The organism is Pseudomonas qingdaonensis, from assembly GCF_018398475.1.
In the GTDB taxonomy this organism is placed as follows: Bacteria; Pseudomonadota; Gammaproteobacteria; order Pseudomonadales; family Pseudomonadaceae; genus Aquipseudomonas; species Aquipseudomonas palmensis.
In genome coordinates this window covers 5,331,770-5,347,424 of sequence record NZ_CP074676.1, presented here as the reverse complement: position 1 = coordinate 5,347,424, position 15,655 = coordinate 5,331,770, and the positions used below count along the sequence as shown (strand labels likewise).

Annotated in this window: 18 protein-coding genes; 13 read left to right on the top strand and 5 right to left on the bottom strand. The window is 63.3% G+C overall.

Annotated features, from left to right (window positions below):
- Position 1: 1 nt before the first annotated feature.
- The 12 genes from KH389_RS24560 (at position 2) to KH389_RS24505 (ending at position 11,757) form a co-directional block, all read left to right on the top strand.
- Entirely contained in the window at positions 2-631 is a 630-nt protein-coding gene (locus KH389_RS24560) for a response regulator (protein ID WP_043863764.1), read from the top strand.
- Between the two features lie 270 nt (positions 632-901).
- Complete coding sequence (locus KH389_RS24555) at positions 902-2,026, top strand: ABC transporter ATP-binding protein (RefSeq protein WP_043863765.1); 1,125 nt, start codon at positions 902-904, stop codon at positions 2,024-2,026.
- Between the two features lie 40 nt (positions 2,027-2,066).
- A complete protein-coding gene (locus tag KH389_RS24550; RefSeq protein ID WP_054915954.1) occupies positions 2,067-3,098 on the top strand; it encodes an ABC transporter substrate-binding protein in 1,032 nt (343 codons plus the stop codon).
- A 65-nt stretch (positions 3,099-3,163) separates the two neighbouring features.
- On the top strand, positions 3,164-4,411 hold the full coding sequence (locus KH389_RS24545; protein ID WP_043863767.1) for an ABC transporter permease: 1,248 nt from the start codon (positions 3,164-3,166) through the stop codon (positions 4,409-4,411).
- A gap of 11 nt (positions 4,412-4,422) precedes the next feature.
- On the top strand, positions 4,423-5,250 hold the full coding sequence (locus tag KH389_RS24540) for an ABC transporter permease (RefSeq protein ID WP_043863768.1): 828 nt from the start codon (positions 4,423-4,425) through the stop codon (positions 5,248-5,250).
- 160 nt (positions 5,251-5,410) lie between these two features.
- Positions 5,411-6,085: a ribulose-phosphate 3-epimerase gene (gene rpe / locus KH389_RS24535; protein WP_043863783.1), complete on the top strand. Its 675-nt coding sequence runs from the start codon at positions 5,411-5,413 to the stop codon at positions 6,083-6,085.
- Positions 6,082-6,897, top strand: coding sequence for a phosphoglycolate phosphatase (locus KH389_RS24530; protein ID WP_043863769.1), 816 nt, complete (start codon positions 6,082-6,084; stop codon positions 6,895-6,897). Before rpe ends, KH389_RS24530 begins: the two co-directional genes overlap by 4 nt.
- A gap of 70 nt (positions 6,898-6,967) precedes the next feature.
- The gene (gene trpE / locus KH389_RS24525; protein ID WP_213606410.1) at positions 6,968-8,449 is read left to right on the top strand and encodes an anthranilate synthase component I; all 1,482 of its coding nucleotides are present in this window, start codon (positions 6,968-6,970) and stop codon (positions 8,447-8,449) included.
- A gap of 62 nt (positions 8,450-8,511) precedes the next feature.
- Complete coding sequence (locus KH389_RS24520; RefSeq protein ID WP_043863771.1) at positions 8,512-9,105, top strand: aminodeoxychorismate/anthranilate synthase component II; 594 nt, start codon at positions 8,512-8,514, stop codon at positions 9,103-9,105.
- Positions 9,106-9,117: 12 nt separating this feature from the next.
- Positions 9,118-10,167 carry an anthranilate phosphoribosyltransferase gene (trpD, locus tag KH389_RS24515; RefSeq protein ID WP_213606409.1) on the top strand — a complete coding sequence of 350 codons (1,050 nt, stop codon included), beginning with the start codon at positions 9,118-9,120 and terminating at the stop codon, positions 10,165-10,167.
- Complete coding sequence (gene trpC / locus KH389_RS24510; protein ID WP_054915953.1) at positions 10,164-11,000, top strand: indole-3-glycerol phosphate synthase TrpC; 837 nt, start codon at positions 10,164-10,166, stop codon at positions 10,998-11,000. Before trpD ends, trpC begins: the two co-directional genes overlap by 4 nt.
- 52 nt (positions 11,001-11,052) lie before the next feature.
- Entirely contained in the window at positions 11,053-11,757 is a 705-nt protein-coding gene (locus KH389_RS24505) for a lipoate--protein ligase family protein (RefSeq protein WP_054915952.1), read from the top strand.
- On the opposite strand, the gene crp is transcribed toward KH389_RS24505, so the two are convergent.
- Positions 11,754-12,398, bottom strand: a complete 645-nt coding sequence (gene crp, locus KH389_RS24500) for a cAMP-activated global transcriptional regulator CRP (RefSeq protein ID WP_213606408.1) — start codon at positions 12,396-12,398, stop codon at positions 11,754-11,756. The two genes, KH389_RS24505 and crp, sit on opposite strands and share 4 nt — an antisense overlap.
- Before the next feature lie 189 nt (positions 12,399-12,587).
- Between crp and KH389_RS24495 the strand changes: the two genes are divergently transcribed.
- Positions 12,588-13,010 (top strand): OsmC family protein, encoded by a 423-nt coding sequence (locus KH389_RS24495; protein ID WP_043859826.1) that lies wholly within the window; start codon positions 12,588-12,590, stop codon positions 13,008-13,010.
- 34 nt (positions 13,011-13,044) lie between these two features.
- Here the strand turns inward: KH389_RS24495 and KH389_RS24490 are convergent, their stop codons facing one another.
- From KH389_RS24490 to KH389_RS24475, 4 genes are all read right to left on the bottom strand, one after another.
- The gene (locus tag KH389_RS24490) at positions 13,045-13,500 is read right to left on the bottom strand and encodes a hypothetical protein (protein ID WP_213606407.1); all 456 of its coding nucleotides are present in this window, start codon (positions 13,498-13,500) and stop codon (positions 13,045-13,047) included.
- On the bottom strand, positions 13,497-14,537 hold the full coding sequence (locus KH389_RS24485) for a DUF2157 domain-containing protein (RefSeq protein ID WP_078480909.1): 1,041 nt from the start codon (positions 14,535-14,537) through the stop codon (positions 13,497-13,499). The genes KH389_RS24490 and KH389_RS24485 overlap by 4 nt, the downstream gene beginning before the upstream one ends.
- Positions 14,534-15,181, bottom strand: coding sequence for a 2-polyprenyl-3-methyl-6-methoxy-1,4-benzoquinone monooxygenase (coq7, locus tag KH389_RS24480; RefSeq protein ID WP_213606406.1), 648 nt, complete (start codon positions 15,179-15,181; stop codon positions 14,534-14,536). Before coq7 ends, KH389_RS24485 begins: the two co-directional genes overlap by 4 nt.
- Positions 15,182-15,246: 65 nt before the next feature.
- Entirely contained in the window at positions 15,247-15,585 is a 339-nt protein-coding gene (locus KH389_RS24475) for a histidine triad nucleotide-binding protein (RefSeq protein ID WP_058541844.1), read from the bottom strand.
- Between the last annotated feature and the right edge of the window lie 70 nt (positions 15,586-15,655).

The window sequence follows — 15,655 nt, the reverse complement described above, 5'->3', positions numbered from 1 at the left end:
AGTGATTCGAGTATTGGTTGCCGAAGACCACACCATCGTGCGCGAGGGCATCAAGCAGTTGATCGGCCTGGCCAAGGACATGCAGGTGGTGGGCGAGGCCGGCAATGGCGAGCAGTTGCTCGAAGCCTTGCGCCACACCGAATGCGAGGTGGTGTTGCTGGATATCTCGATGCCGGGGGTGAACGGGCTGGAGGCGATACCGCGAATTCGCGCGTTGAGCGCGCCGCCGGCGATCCTGGTGCTGTCGATGCATGACGAAGCGCAGATGGCGGCGCGGGCGCTGAAGATCGGCGCGGCGGGGTACGCGACCAAGGACAGTGATCCGGCGCTGCTGCTGACCGCGATTCGCCGGGTGGCGGGGGGCGGGCGCTACATCGATCCGGACCTGGCCGACCGCATGGTGTTCGAGGTGGGGCTGACGGATTCGCGCCCCCTGCACTCGATGCTGTCGGAGCGCGAGTTCTCGGTGTTCGAACGGTTGGCCCAGGGGGCGAACGTCAACGACATTGCCCAGCAGCTGGCGCTGAGCAACAAGACCATCAGCACCCACAAGGCGCGCCTGATGCAGAAGCTGAATGTGACTTCGCTGGCGGAGTTGGTGAAGTATGCGATGGAGCACAAGCTGGTGTGAGTGTTCCAAAAACGACATAGGGTTGATCCCTTCGCTGGCAAGCCAGCCGCCACAGGTTCGGCGTGTACCGACAAATCTTGTGGGAGCTGGCTTGCCAGCGAAGGGGGCAGCACGGCTATCAACGTGTCTGAAAACGCCACCCTTGTAGGGCAATCCCTACCCGCAAGTTTCCATCCGGCTGATGGCATTCTCTCAGCACCCCCGATTTGCGCCACCTTCTGCCTTCTCTAGTCTTGGGTCACAGCAGTCATCCAACAAGAAGGTGCAGGTATGAGTGAGGTGAATTCGAACGCTGCAACCGGCGAAGTGCTGGTCAGCTTCCGTGGTGTGCAGAAGAGCTACGACGGCGAGTCGCTGATCGTCAAAGACCTGAATCTGGATATTCGCAAAGGCGAGTTCCTGACCCTGCTCGGCCCCTCGGGCTCGGGCAAGACCACCAGCCTGATGATGCTGGCAGGGTTCGAAACCCCTACCGCCGGCGAGATCCTGCTGGACGGGCGTTCGATCAACAACGTGCCGCCGCACAAGCGCGACATCGGCATGGTGTTCCAGAACTATGCGTTGTTCCCGCACATGACCGTGGCCGAGAACCTGGCCTTCCCGCTGAGCGTGCGCAACCTGAGCAAGACCGACATCAGCGAGCGGGTCAAGCGCGTGCTGAACATGGTGCAGCTCGAAACCTTCGCCCAGCGCTACCCCGGCCAGCTTTCCGGCGGCCAGCAGCAGCGTGTTGCGCTGGCTCGCGCCCTGGTGTTCGAACCGCAACTGGTACTGATGGACGAACCACTCGGCGCCCTCGACAAGCAGCTGCGCGAACACATGCAGATGGAAATCAAGCACCTGCACCAGCGTCTGGGCGTGACCGTGGTCTACGTGACCCACGACCAGGGCGAAGCGCTGACCATGTCCGACCGCGTGGCCGTGTTCCACCAGGGCGAAATCCAGCAGATCGCCGACCCGCGCACCCTGTATGAAGAGCCGAAGAATACCTTCGTGGCCAACTTCATCGGCGAGAACAACCGTATCAACGGGCGCCTGCTCAGCCAGACCGGCGATCGCTGCCTGGTGGCGCTGCCCCGTGGCGAGAAGGTCGAGGCACTGGCCGTCAACGTCGGCCAGCCGGGCGAGCCGGTCACCCTGTCGATCCGTCCGGAGCGCGTGCGCCTGAACGGTCACAGCGAAAGCTGCGTCAACCGCTTCTCTGGGCGGGTGGCCGAATTCATCTACCTGGGCGACCACGTGCGGGTGCGTCTGGAAGTGTGCGGCAAGGCGGACTTCTTCGTGAAGCAACCCATCGCCGAACTCGACCCGGCCCTGGCCGTGGGCGATGTGGTGCCACTGGGCTGGGAGGTCGAGCACGGTCGCGCACTCGATCCTATTCTGGAAGCCCAGTGAGGATCGCCTCACCCATCCCAGCAACGCGGAGAGAACAATAATGAACAAACACTTGAAGCTGACCGCTCTGACCCTGGGCCTGTTCGCAGCAAGCCAGGCCATCGCCGCCGACCTGACCGTGGTCGCATTCGGGGGGGCCAACAAGGCCGCCCAGGTCAAGGCGTTCTACGAGCCGTGGGAAAAGGCCGGCAACGGCAAGATCATCCCCGCCGACTACAACGGTGAAATGGCCAAGGTCAAGGCCATGGTCGACACCAAGAGCGTGAGCTGGAACCTGGTGGAAGTGGAGTCGCCGGAACTGGCTCGCGGTTGTGACGAAGGCATGTTCGAGCAGCTCGACCCGGCCCTGTTCGGCGATGAGTCCGACTATGTGGCCGGCGCCATCCAGCCGTGTGGCGTGGGCTTCTTCGTGTGGTCGACCGTCATGGCCTACAACGCCGACAAACTCAAGACTGCGCCCACCAGCTGGGCGGATTTCTGGGATACCCAGAAATTCCCGGGCAAGCGCGGCCTGCGCAAGGGTGCCAAGTACACCCTGGAATTCGCGCTGATGGCCGACGGTGTGGCACCTAAAGACGTCTACAAGGTGCTGGGCACCAAGGAAGGCCAGGACCGCGCCTTCAAGAAGCTCGACGCCCTCAAGCCAAACATCCAGTGGTGGGAAGCAGGTGCACAGCCGCCGCAGTACCTGGCCTCGGGCGACGTGGTGATGAGCTCGGCCTACAACGGTCGCATCGCTGCGGTGCAGAAGGAAAGCAACCTGAAGGTGGTATGGAACGGCGGTATCTACGACTTCGATGCCTGGGCCATTCCGAAGGGTGCGAAAAACCTCGAGGACGCCAAGAAGTTCATCGCCTTCTCGATCCAGCCCGAGCAGCAGAAGGTGTTCTCCTCGAACATCGCCTACGGTCCGGCCAACAGCAAGGCCGTGGCGTTGCTGACGGACGAGGTCAAGAAGGACATGCCGACCACGCCGGAGAACATCGCCAATCAGGTGCAGATCGACGTGGTGTTCTGGGCTGACAACAGCGAGCAGCTGGAACAACGCTTCAACGCCTGGGCGGCCAAGTAAGCCGTGCCAATGGGGCGTCGGCATCGTGCTGACGCCTCTTGTTTCCAAGATTTTCGGAGTTCGCTATGGCCATCGCAGTGCCCCTGAACGAAGGCGCAGGTTCCAACCTCAAGAAGCGCCTGGCGCGTGCTGAACGCGTCAACCGCTGGAAGGCAAAAGCATTGATCGCACCGCTGGCAGTGTTTCTGCTGCTGGTTTTCATCGTGCCGATCGCCGCGCTGCTGTACAAGAGCGTCGGCAACCCCGAGGTGGTTGGCGGCTTGCCGCGCACCGTCGCCGCGGTGGCTGAATGGGACGGCAAGAGCCTGCCTGGCGAGGACGTGTACAAGGCCCTCAGCGAAGACCTCGCCGAATCGCGCAAGAACCAGACCCTGGGCGATGTTTCCAAGCGTCTGAACATGGAGCTGGCCGGCTACCGCAGCCTGCTGGCCAAGACTGCCAGGGCCCTGCCGTTCAAGACCGAGCCGCAATCCTACAAGGATGCGTTGCAGGAGCTGGACGAGCGTTGGGGCGACCCGGCCTACTGGCAGGCGATCCGCCGCAACACCAGCAGCGTGACGCCGTTCTACCTGCTGGCCTCGGTGGACCATCGTATCGATGACCTGGGCGAGCTGGCGCCGACCACCCCGGACCAGGCCATCTACCTCGACATCTTTGCCCGCACCCTGTGGATGGGCCTGGTGATCACCGTCATCTGCCTGGCGTTGGCGTACCCGCTGGCCTACCTGCTGGCCAACCTGCCGACCCGGCAGAGCAACCTGCTGATGATCCTGGTGTTGCTGCCGTTCTGGACCTCGATCCTGGTGCGGGTGGCGGCGTGGATCGTGCTGCTCCAGTCCGGGGGGCTGATCAACAGCGGCCTGATGGCGCTGGGGCTGATCGACAAGCCGATGGAACTGGTGTTCAACCGTACCGGCGTGTACATCTCGATGGTCCACATTCTGCTGCCGTTCATGATTTTGCCGATCTACAGCGTGATGAAGGGCATTTCCCCGACCTACATGCGTGCGGCGATCTCCCTGGGTTGCCATCCTTTCGCCAGCTTCTGGCGGGTGTACCTGCCGCAGACCTATGCCGGCGTCGGCGCAGGTTGCCTGCTGGTGTTCATCCTGGCGATCGGCTACTACATCACCCCGGCACTGCTGGGCAGCCCGAACGACCAGATGGTCAGCTACTTTGTCGCCTTCTACACCAACACCAGCATCAACTGGGGCATGGCCACCGCACTGGGCGGGTTGCTGTTGCTGGCCACCGTGCTGTTGTACCTGATCTATAGCTGGCTGGTTGGCGCAAGCCGCCTGCGTCTGAGCTGAGGAGCGTTGTCATGCTGAGCCCTTACATGTCGCCCGTCGAACGGGTCTGGTACTACAGTTTGCGCATCCTTTGCGGGCTGGTGCTGCTGTTCCTGGTGTTGCCGGTACTGGTGATCATCCCGTTGTCGTTCAACTCGGGGAGCTTCCTGGTGTATCCGCTGCAAGGCTTCTCGCTGCAGTGGTACCAAGACTTCTTCGGTTCGGCCGAGTGGATGCGCGCCCTCAAGAACAGCATCATCGTGGCCCCGGCCGCGACGCTGCTGGCGATGGTGTTCGGCACCCTGGCCTCGATCGGCTTGACCCGTGGCGACTTCCCCGGCAAATCGCTGGTGATGGCGCTGGTGATCTCGCCGATGGTAGTACCGGTGGTGATCATCGGTGTGGCCAGCTACCTGTTCTTCGCCCCGCTGGGCCTGGGCAACAGCTTCACCTCGCTGATTCTGGTGCATGCGGTGCTGGGTGTACCGTTCGTGATCATCACGGTGTCGGCCACCCTGCAAGGCTTCAACCACAACCTGGTACGGGCTGCGGCCAGCCTGGGCGCCTCGCCGGTCACCACGTTCCGCCGGGTGACCCTGCCGCTGATCGCCCCGGGTGTGATCTCGGGGGCCCTGTTCGCCTTCGCGACATCGTTCGACGAGGTGGTGGTGACGCTGTTCCTCGCCGGGCCGGAGCAGGCCACGCTGCCACGCCAGATGTTCAGCGGTATCCGCGAGAACCTGAGCCCGACCATTGCTGCAGCGGCGACCTTGCTGATCGCGTTCTCGGTGGTGCTGTTGCTGACCCTGGAATGGCTGCGCGGGCGTGGCGAGAAGCTGCGTACCCAACAGCCGGGCTGAAACAGATGACCCTTCGCCGGCAGGGCTGGCTCCTGTAGGAGCCAGCCTTGCCGGCGAAGTGGGCACCACCGATCCTGATCCAGGCTTGATGCCAGTCAGCCCCTGACGGTTTGCCTGAGGTACAATGCGCGCCACCGTGATTCTGCCCAACAGGTGCGCCATGCAGCCCTACGCTATTGCCCCCTCCATCCTCTCAGCCGACTTTGCCCGCCTGGGCGAAGAAGTCGACAAGGTGCTCGAAGCCGGCGCCGACATCGTCCACTTCGACGTGATGGACAACCACTACGTTCCCAACCTGACCATCGGTCCGATGGTGTGCAGCGCCCTGCGCAAGTACGGCGTGACCGCGCCGATCGACGCACACCTGATGGTCACCCCGGTGGACCGCATCATCGGCGACTTCATCGAAGCCGGCGCCACCTACATCACCTTCCACCCCGACGCCACCCTGCACGTCGATCGCTCGCTGCAGCTGATCCGTGACGGCGGCTGCAAGGCGGGCCTTGTGTTCAACCCGGCTGCCTCGCTGGATGCGCTCAAGTACGTGATGGACAAGGTCGACATGATCCTGCTCATGAGCGTCAACCCGGGCTTTGGCGGCCAGAAGTTCATTCCGGCCACCCTCGACAAGCTGCGCGAAGCCCGCGCACTGATCGATGCCAGCGGGCGTGATATCCGCCTGGAGATCGACGGTGGGGTCAACGTCAACAATATCCGTGAAATCGCCGCTGCTGGCGCCGACACCTTCGTGGCCGGCTCGGCGATCTTCAATGCCCCGGACTACAAAGAGGTGATCGCCAGGATGCACGCCGAACTGGCCCTGGCCCGCCCATGAGCGGCTTCGAGCAGCTGTTCCCCGGGGGCCTGCCCAAGCTGGTGATGTTCGACCTGGATGGCACCCTGATCGATTCGGTGCCGGACCTGGCGGCCGCCGTGGATCACATGCTGCTCGAAATGGGGCGCCAGCCCGCCGGTGTCGCCGCCGTGCGCGAATGGGTCGGTAATGGCGTGCAGGTGCTGGTGCGCCGCGCCCTGGCCGGCAGCATCGAGCATGCCGGGGTGGACGACGATGAGGCCGCGCGCGGGCTCGAGCTGTTCATGCAGGCCTATGCCGACAACCATGAATTGACGGTGGTCTACCCCGGCGTGCGTGACACCCTCAAGTGGCTGCACAAGCAGGGCGTGGAAATGGCCCTGATCACCAACAAGCCGGAGCGCTTCGTCGCCCCCTTGCTGGACCAGATGAAGATCGGGCGATACTTTCGCTGGATCATCGGCGGCGACACCCTGCCGCAGAAGAAACCCGACCCCGCCGCATTGCTGTTCGTGATGCAGATGGCCAACGTGGCGCCGGCCCAGGCGCTGTTCGTGGGCGACTCGCGCAGTGATGTGCTGGCGTCCCGGGCGGCAGGGGTGCAATGCGTGGCGCTCAGCTACGGCTACAACCATGGCCGCCCGATCAGCGAGGAGTCGCCCGCGCTGGTGATCGATGACCTGCGCGCGCTGCTGCCTGGTTGCTTAGATTCGGCCACTGAGCTAATGTCGGACGATCAATCCCCCCCTGATAGAGATTCCATCGTGGTGGCACCCGGCAAACTCTGGATGAAAGTCATCAAGGCCCTGGCCCGTTGGCGTTGGCGCGCCTGACTTTTTTCTGGCCGGCCTGATCCGGCGCGTTTGCCTGTACGACCTATTGCCCCATTGCCACGAGGCTATCATGACCCGCGAAGAATTCCTGCGCCTGGCCACTGCCGGCTACAACCGCATTCCCCTGGCCTGCGAAACCCTGGCCGACTTCGACACGCCGCTGTCGATCTACCTGAAACTGGCCGACCAGCCCAACTCCTACCTGCTCGAATCGGTGCAGGGCGGCGAGAAGTGGGGGCGTTATTCGATCATCGGCCTGCCATGTCGCACCGTGTTGCGCGTGCATGACCATCAGGTGCGCATCACCCATGACGGTGTCGAGATCGAGCAGCATGAAGTCGAAGACCCGCTGGCCTTCGTCGAGGCGTTCAAGGAACGCTACAACGTACCGACCATCGACGGCCTGCCACGCTTCAACGGTGGCCTGGTGGGGTATTTCGGCTACGACTGCGTGCGCTATGTAGAGAAGCGCCTGGGCAAGTGTCCGAATCCCGATCCGCTGGGCGTGCCGGACATCCTGCTGATGGTGTCGGACGCCGTGGTGGTGTTCGACAACCTGGCCGGCAAGATGCACGCCATCGTGCTGGCCGACCCCGCCCAGGACAACGCCTACGAGAATGGCCTGGCGCGTCTTGAAGAACTGCTTGAACAACTGCGCCAGCCGATCGCCCCGCGTCGCGGCCTGGCCCTGGGTGGCCCTCTGGCTGCTGAGCCGGAGTTTCGCTCAAGCTTCACCCAGGCCGACTACGAACGCGCCGTCGATACCGTCAAGGAGTACATCCTGGCCGGCGACTGCATGCAGGTGGTGCCCTCGCAGCGCATGTCCATCGACTTCAAGGCCGCGCCCATCGACCTGTATCGCGCGTTGCGCTGCTTCAACCCCACGCCGTACATGTACTTCTTCAACTTCGGCGACTTCCATGTGGTGGGCAGCTCGCCGGAAGTGCTGGTGCGGGTCGAAGACAACCTGGTCACCGTGCGCCCGATCGCCGGCACCCGGCCACGTGGTGCCAACGAGGAGGCCGACCGAGCGCTGGAGCAGGACCTGCTGTCGGACGCCAAGGAGATCGCCGAGCACCTGATGCTGATCGACCTGGGCCGCAACGACACCGGCCGCGTTTCCGAAACCGGCTCGGTCAAGGTCACCGAGAAGATGGTGATCGAGCGTTACTCCAACGTGATGCACATCGTGTCCAACGTCACCGGCCAGCTCAAGCAGGGCCTGAGCGCGATGGACGCGCTGCGTGCCATTCTGCCCGCCGGTACCCTGTCGGGGGCGCCGAAGATCCGCGCCATGGAAATCATCGACGAGTTGGAGCCGGTCAAGCGTGGCGTGTACGGCGGCGCCGTCGGCTACCTGGCCTGGAACGGCAACATGGACACCGCCATTGCCATCCGCACCGCCGTGATCAAGGACGGTGAGCTGCATGTGCAGGCCGGTGGCGGCATCGTCGCCGACTCGGTGCCGGCGCTGGAGTGGGAAGAAACCATCAACAAGCGTCGGGCGATGTTCCGCGCGGTAGCCTTGGCTGAACAGACACCGCTCAGCTGAGAAGGGCGCCGCTGCGGCGCAACACAGAATTCAGAGTCGCCAGACTCAAGAGGTTGACCCAGATGTTACTGATGATCGACAACTACGACTCCTTCACCTACAACGTCGTGCAGTACTTCGGCGAACTGGGTGCAGAGGTCAAGGTCATTCGCAATGACGAACTGACCATCGCCCAGATCGAGGCACTGCAGCCCGAGCGCATTGTGGTGTCCCCTGGCCCGTGCACCCCGACCGAGGCCGGTGTATCGCTCCAAGCCATCCTGCACTTTGCCGGCAAACTGCCGATCCTGGGCGTGTGCCTGGGCCACCAGTCCATCGGCCAGGCCTTTGGCGGTGATGTGGTACGGGCGCGCCAGGTGATGCACGGCAAGACCAGCCCCGTGTCGCACATCGACCAGGGTGTGTTCGCAGGCTTGAACAACCCGTTGACGGTGACCCGCTACCATTCCCTGGTGGTCAAGCGCGAAACGCTGCCCGAGTGCCTGGAAGTGACTGCCTGGACCACCCTGGACGACGGCTCGGTCGACGAGATCATGGGCCTGCGTCACAAGACACTGAACATCGAAGGGGTGCAGTTCCACCCCGAGTCGATCCTCACCGAGCAGGGCCACGAGCTGTTCGCCAACTTCCTCAAGCAGACCGGCGGCCGCCGCTAAGGATTTGACACCATGGATATCAAGAGCGCGCTGGGCCGCATCGTCGGTCACCTGGACCTGAGCACCGAGGAAATGCGCGATGTGATGCGCGAGATCATGACCGGCCAGTGCAGCGAGGCGCAGATCGGCGCCTTCATGATGGGCATGCGCATGAAGAGCGAAAGCATCGACGAGATCGTCGGTGCGGTATCGGTGATGCGCGAGCTGGCCGACCAGGTAGAACTGCAGACCCTGGACCAGGTGGTCGATGTGGTCGGTACCGGAGGCGACGGCGCCAATATCTTCAACGTTTCCACCGCCTCGGCATTTGTCGTGGCCGCTGCCGGCTGCACCGTGGCCAAGCACGGCAACCGTGCGGTATCGGGCAAGAGCGGCAGCGCCGACCTGCTCGAGGCCGCCGGTATCTACCTGAACCTGACGCCGGTGCAGGTCGCGCGTTGCATCGACAGCGTCGGTATCGGCTTCATGTTCGCCCAGACCCACCACAAGGCGATGAAATATGCCGCCGCCCCGCGTCGTGACCTGGGGCTGCGCACGCTGTTCAACATGCTCGGCCCGCTTACGAATCCGGCCGGGGTCAGGCACCAGGTGGTCGGCGTGTTCACCCAGGCATTGTGTCGGCCGCTGGCCGAGGTGCTGCAACGCCTGGGCAGCAAGCATGTGCTGGTGGTGCACTCCAAGGACGGCCTGGACGAATTCAGCCTGGCCGCGCCGACCTTCGTTGCGGAACTGAAGAACGGCGAAATCACCGAGTACTGGGTAGAGCCCGAAGACCTGGGCATGAAGAGCCAGAGCCTGCACGGCCTGGCGGTAGACAGCCCGGCCGCGTCGCTGGAGTTGATTCGCGATGCCCTGGGGCGCCGCAAGACCGAAAACGGTCAGAAGGCGGCAGAAATGATCGTGCTCAATGCCGGCGCTGCGCTGTATGCCGCCGACCATGCCATGAGCCTCAAGCAAGGCGTCGAGCTGGCCCATGATGCACTGCACACCGGGCTGGCGCGAGAAAAGCTCGAAGAGCTGGGCGCCTTTACCGCGGTATTCAAGCAGGAGAATGAAGAGTGAGCGTACCGACGGTTCTGGAAAACATCCTGGCGCGCAAGGTTCAGGAAGTGGCCGAGCGCAGTGCCCGCGTCAGCCTGGCTGAACTCGAGCGCCTGGCGGCCGTCGCCGATGCGCCGCGCGGGTTCGCCAATGCGCTGATCGAGCAGGCAAAGCGCAAGCAGCCGGCAGTGATCGCCGAGATCAAGAAGGCATCGCCGAGCAAGGGCGTGATTCGCGAAGACTTCGTGCCGGCCGACATTGCCGTCAGTTATGAAAAGGGCGGGGCCACCTGCCTGTCGGTGCTTACCGATATCGATTACTTCCAGGGCGCCGATGCATACCTGCAGCAGGCGCGCGCCGCGTGCACGTTGCCGGTGATCCGCAAGGACTTCATGATCGATCCTTATCAGATCGTCGAGGCCCGTGCGCTGGGTGCCGATTGCGTGCTGCTGATCGTCTCGGCGCTGGATGACGTGAAGATGGCCGAGCTGGCGGCCACGGCGAAGAGCGTAGGGCTGGATGTATTGGTCGAAGTGCACGACGGCGACGAGCTGGAGCGTGCGCTGAAAACCCTGGATACACCGCTGGTGGGCGTGAACAACCGCAACCTGCACACCTTCGAGGTGAGCCTGGAAACCACCCTCGACCTGCTGCCGCGCATCCCGCGTGATCGCCTGGCAATCACCGAAAGTGGCATTTTCAATCGGGCAGACGTCGAGCTGATGGAGATCAACGAGGTCTACTCGTTCCTGGTGGGCGAAGCGTTCATGCGTGCCGAGCACCCGGGGCTGGAACTGCAGCGCCTGTTCTTCCCCGAGCGCGTGGTGCACAACCCGGCGCAAGGCCTGGACTGATCCACACTGAAGCCGGCGTTGCCGGCTTTTTTGTATCGACAAGGTGGGTGTGATGACTGATCAAGCTGTTGCGGTGACGGTGGAGGCGGGCCTGCAGGCCGAGCAGGACCTGCTGGCGGCTGTGTGCAAGGGCGAAAAGCAACATGGCCTGCTGTTCTGGCAGCCGACGGACCGCGCGCTGGTGATGCCGCGGCGCATGAGCCGGCTGGAAGGTTTCGAGGCCGCCTGCACCGAATTGGCCGTTGCCGGCTGGCCGGTGCTGCTGCGCGAGACCGGCGGTGAGCCAGTGCCGCAGTCGGCTGCGACGATCAATATCGCGTTGGTGTATGTGGCGCCGCGCAGCGAGGGTGATCACGGTCGTATCGAGAAGGCCTACGAGCGGCTGTGCCTGCCGCTTTGCGAGGTGCTGCGCGAATGGGGCGGGCTGGCGTCGGTGGGGGAGATCGAGGGGGCGTTCTGCGATGGGCGCTACAACGTCAACCTCAATGGTCGCAAGCTGGTCGGCACGGCGCAGCGCTGGCGTCAGGGTCTGGGCGGCAAGCGCCCGGTGGTGCTGGTGCATGGCGCCTTGCTGCTGGACAACGAGCGCGAGTCGATGGTGGCGGCAGTCAATCGCTTTAATGAATGCTGCGAGCTTGAGCAGCGCTGCCGCGCCGACAGTCATATCGCCCTGCATGAAGTGGTGCCCCAGGCACCGCTGCTGGCGCGCCTGGAGCAGGCCTACTCGCAGGTGATCGCGGCGATCGAGCGCGATTAACGGGTGCCGAAGACCACCATGGTCTTGCCTTTGACATGCACCAGGTTACGTTCTTCGAGGTCCTTGAGCACGCGGCCGACCATCTCTCGCGAGCAGCCGACGATGCGGCCGATTTCCTGGCGGGTGATCTTGATCTGCATGCCGTCGGGGTGGGTCATGGCATCGGGCTGCTTGCACAGCTCCAGCAGGCAACGGGCCACCCGACCGGTCACGTCGAAAAACGCCAGGTCGCCGACCTTCTGCGTGGTGTTGCGCAGGCGCTGGGCCATCTGGCTGCCCAGGGCGTAAAGGATGTCCTGGTCCTGGCGGGCCAGTTCACGGAATTTCTCGTAGCTGATTTCAGCCACTTCGCATTCGGTCTTGGCGCGTACCCAGGCGCTGCGCTGGTGTTCCTTGCCGATGGGTTCGAACAGGCCCAGCTCACCGAAAAAATCGCCACTGTTGAGGTAGGCGATGATCATCTCGCGGCCTTCCTCGTCCTCGATCAGGATGGTCACCGAGCCCTTGATGATGAACGACAGGGTATCGGCCCGATCACCAGCGCAGATGATGTTGTTCTTGGCTGCAAAGCGGCGACGCTGGCAGTGGGCGAGCAACTTGTCGATGTTCTTGATCTTGGCTGGAAGGGTTGTTGCAACCATGGCTGAATCCTGGAAAGACGCGACGCGTGGGCATTCTTGTCGACCGCTGGGCGCAGGTGCCAGCAGTTTGGCGCCAGCTTATCAGACGCCTGTAGGTGTATCGGCATATTTACTCGAACGCTTAGCCTTTTCGCACGTGCGCGCAAGGTCTAAGCTGACAGCCTTTTTCAAAGCAAGGGAATCCGGGTGATGAAGGCGCGTATCCAGTGGGCAGGCGAAGCCATGTTTCTTGGCGAATCGGGCAGTGGCCATGTAGTGGTCATGGATGGCCCACCCGAGAGTGGTGGGCGCAACCTGGGCGTGCGGCCGATGGAGATGCTCCTGCTGGGCCTGGGTGGCTGCAGCAATTTCGACGTGGTGAGCATTCTGAAGAAATCGCGCCAGGCGGTAGAGAGCTGCGAGGCGTTTCTCGAGGCCGAGCGGGCCGACGAGGACCCCAAGGTGTTCACAAAGATTCATCTGCGCTTTGTGGTCAAGGGCCGCGGCCTGAAGGAGGCCCAGGTCAAGCGCGCGGTGGAGTTGTCGGCCGAGAAGTACTGCTCGGCATCGATCATGCTGGGGCGCGCCGGGGTCGAGATCACCCACGCCTACGAGATTGTCGAGCTGGGTTGATCGTTGCGTGGCCATTCGCCGGTAACGCCGGCTCCTACAGGCGGATGCCGCTTCCCTTATAGGAGCCAGCCTTGCTGGCGAAGCGCTCCAGCGCAAACAGCAGCATCAGCCCCGGTACCAGCGCCAGCAACCACCAGTGCAGGTTCAGCACCAGCAGCCCGAGTACTTCGCTTGTGCTCCAGGTATTGCCGAACGCGGTGGAGAACAGCTCGCACAGCAGCCAGGCACTGACGGCCGCAATGGCAGCAAACACGCCGCCCAATACGCGGCGCCGGCGGATGATGCTGCCCAGCAACACGAACAGCAGCATTCCGGGTACACAGAACAGCGCCAGGTCCAGCGCGCTGTTGTCGGAATCGCCCAGATAGGGCAGTGCCATGCTGAAGGGCGTTTCGCGCAGGCTTGCGGTCATCGCCAAGATGAACAGGTAGCCCACCAGCACCAACCCCATGCTTTGCAGCGCTCGAATCAGCAGCAGGCGCACCCTCATCGACGAAGCCCCGGCAACAGGTCGAGCAGGCCATTCGGCAGCAGTGCGCGAAGGTTTGTACTCAGGCGTTCGCGATGCTTCTGGTAGAGCAGGCCAAGGCCGATGACCCCCAGGCCGATCATGCTCAGCACTACCGGGAACAGCAGCGAGTCGGCGAATACGTCATACGACAGGTAGCCAAGGTAGGCCGAAACGCCCATGGCCCCGAACACCATGAACAATGGCCGGCGCAGCAGCACGGCGACCGCCATCAGCCCCAGGTTGATCAGGCAGTACAGCGCCTTGCCGAACTCGCTGTCACTGTCCATCGAGGTCAGCCCGCCCCAGAAGGCCAGCAGCCCGGCCAGATAACCCCAGAACGCATAGTCCTCGCGGGTTCGGCCATCGATGCCGAGGAACACCAGCAACAGACCGAGGCCGAACCAAAGCGAAACCTTCTGGCGTTGCGCCCAGTTGAACGGCTCGCCGTAGATCCACTCGGTCAGGTCCATTGACATGAACCACAGCGCCACGGCGATGGGCATCACGATGAACGGGAAGGGGATCAGGCGCAGCATCAGCAGGCCGGCGATCACGGTGGCCGCTTCCATCAGCAGCCAGCCGCCCTGCACGTAGGTGTAGTAGCTGTGGTAGTGAGTCTGGGTATCGTCCAGGGGCCAGAAGCCGGTAAGGCGCTCGAGGGCGAACACCGCCAGCGGTACGATGCTGACCGCCACCGCTGCCAGCAGACCGGCAGGAATACGCTGGCCGCGGCGCTGAAGTGCCAGGCCACCGCCAGTCAACACGGCCATGTAGGCCAACGCGATCAGCAACAGTGCGCTGTCGCCGATGCGCATCCAGGCCTCGCTCAGCAGCCAGCCCATGGCCCCCATGATCAGCAGGGCGCCGAAGTAGAACGCGACATGGGCCAGCTGGAAACTGGGCCGTTGTGCGGGCTGGCGCTTGAGGAATTCAAGCAGGGCCTTGTCCTGGCCCGGGTTCAGTACGCCGGCATCGACGGCGCGGGCCAGGTCCCTGGCATCGAAGTGTTCCATCAGATTCGATAGGTGCTCTTGGTCATGACCTTGGCCATCAGACTCATGCCGAACTTGACCGGTGCGGGGAAGCGAAAGCCGCCGGCATCCAGTGCCGACTCGGCGTGCTGCTCTTCATCAACGCGCATCTGTTCGAGGATTGCGCGGGACTTTTCGTCCTCGGCCGGGATCTGTTCTAGGTGCTCGTCCAGGTGCTTGCACACCTGGTGCTCGGTGGCCGCGACGAAACCGAGGCTGACCTTGTCGCTGATCAGGCCGGCGACAGCGCCGATGCCGAACGACATGCCATAGAACAGCGGGTTGAGAACGCTCGGGTGGCTGCCCAGTTGGCGGATGCGTTGCTCGCACCAGGCCAGGTGGTCGATTTCTTCCTCGGCGGCATGTTCCATCGCCTTGCGTACCTGCGGCAGCTTGGCAGTCAGGGCCTGGCCCTGGTACAGCGCCTGGGCACAGACTTCACCGGTGTGGTTGATGCGCATCAGGCCGGCGACGTGGCGGGTCTGGTCGTCGCTCAGGTCGGCGTCTGGCTGGATGATCGCAGGCGTCGGGCGGGACGGTTGGCCGCTGAAGGGGAGCAAGGTGCGCATGGCGGTATCGGCCTGCAGCAACAAGCGGTCGAGCGGCGAATAGTGACGTTCGGTAGCCATCGGGCACCTCCGCAAGAATGTGCCCGACAGTCTAACCCAATCCAGATGACAGGGCTTGCGTTGGATCAGCCCGGCGGCCAGGTCATCTGGCGCTGGCCGAGCACGTGCATGTGGATGTGGTAGACGGTCTGTCCACCCTGCTCGTTGCAGTTCATCACCACGCGGAAACCTTCCTCGCAACCCAGTTCCTTGGCCAGTCGCTGGGCGGTGAACAGGATATGACCGGCCAGACCTTTGTCTTCTTCGGTGAGGTCGTTGAGGGTGCGGATCGGCTTTTTCGGGATGACCAGAAAGTGCACCGGCGCCTGGGGGGCGATATCGTGGAAGGCCAGAACCTGGTCGTCCTCGTAGATGATCCTGGCCGGAATCTCCCGGTTGATGATCTTGGTGAACAGAGTTTCCACAACGCTTGCTCCATGGTGGGGTTCGGGCTTGAGTGTACTCAGGCGCCGCTTGCTCGCCCAGTGCCGATTC

What these genes read in the sequence shown, in the direction of transcription:
- KH389_RS24555 (WP_043863765.1), top strand. Translation starts at nt 902, where the DNA reads ATGAGTGAGGTGAATTCGAACGCTGCAACCGGCGAAGTGCTGGTCAGC.
- KH389_RS24550 (WP_054915954.1), top strand. Translation starts at nt 2,067, where the DNA reads ATGAACAAACACTTGAAGCTGACCGCTCTGACCCTGGGCCTGTTCGCA.
- KH389_RS24545 (WP_043863767.1), top strand. Translation starts at nt 3,164, where the DNA reads ATGGCCATCGCAGTGCCCCTGAACGAAGGCGCAGGTTCCAACCTCAAG.
- KH389_RS24540 (WP_043863768.1), top strand. Translation starts at nt 4,423, where the DNA reads ATGCTGAGCCCTTACATGTCGCCCGTCGAACGGGTCTGGTACTACAGT.
- rpe (WP_043863783.1), top strand. Translation starts at nt 5,411, where the DNA reads ATGCAGCCCTACGCTATTGCCCCCTCCATCCTCTCAGCCGACTTTGCC.
- KH389_RS24530 (WP_043863769.1), top strand. Translation starts at nt 6,082, where the DNA reads ATGAGCGGCTTCGAGCAGCTGTTCCCCGGGGGCCTGCCCAAGCTGGTG.
- trpE (WP_213606410.1), top strand. Translation starts at nt 6,968, where the DNA reads ATGACCCGCGAAGAATTCCTGCGCCTGGCCACTGCCGGCTACAACCGC.
- KH389_RS24520 (WP_043863771.1), top strand. Translation starts at nt 8,512, where the DNA reads ATGTTACTGATGATCGACAACTACGACTCCTTCACCTACAACGTCGTG.
- trpD (WP_213606409.1), top strand. Translation starts at nt 9,118, where the DNA reads ATGGATATCAAGAGCGCGCTGGGCCGCATCGTCGGTCACCTGGACCTG.
- KH389_RS24505 (WP_054915952.1), top strand. Translation starts at nt 11,053, where the DNA reads ATGACTGATCAAGCTGTTGCGGTGACGGTGGAGGCGGGCCTGCAGGCC.
- crp (WP_213606408.1), bottom strand. Translation starts at nt 12,398, where the DNA reads ATGGTTGCAACAACCCTTCCAGCCAAGATCAAGAACATCGACAAGTTG.
- KH389_RS24495 (WP_043859826.1), top strand. Translation starts at nt 12,588, where the DNA reads ATGAAGGCGCGTATCCAGTGGGCAGGCGAAGCCATGTTTCTTGGCGAA.
- KH389_RS24490 (WP_213606407.1), bottom strand. Translation starts at nt 13,500, where the DNA reads ATGAGGGTGCGCCTGCTGCTGATTCGAGCGCTGCAAAGCATGGGGTTG.
- coq7 (WP_213606406.1), bottom strand. Translation starts at nt 15,181, where the DNA reads ATGGCTACCGAACGTCACTATTCGCCGCTCGACCGCTTGTTGCTGCAG.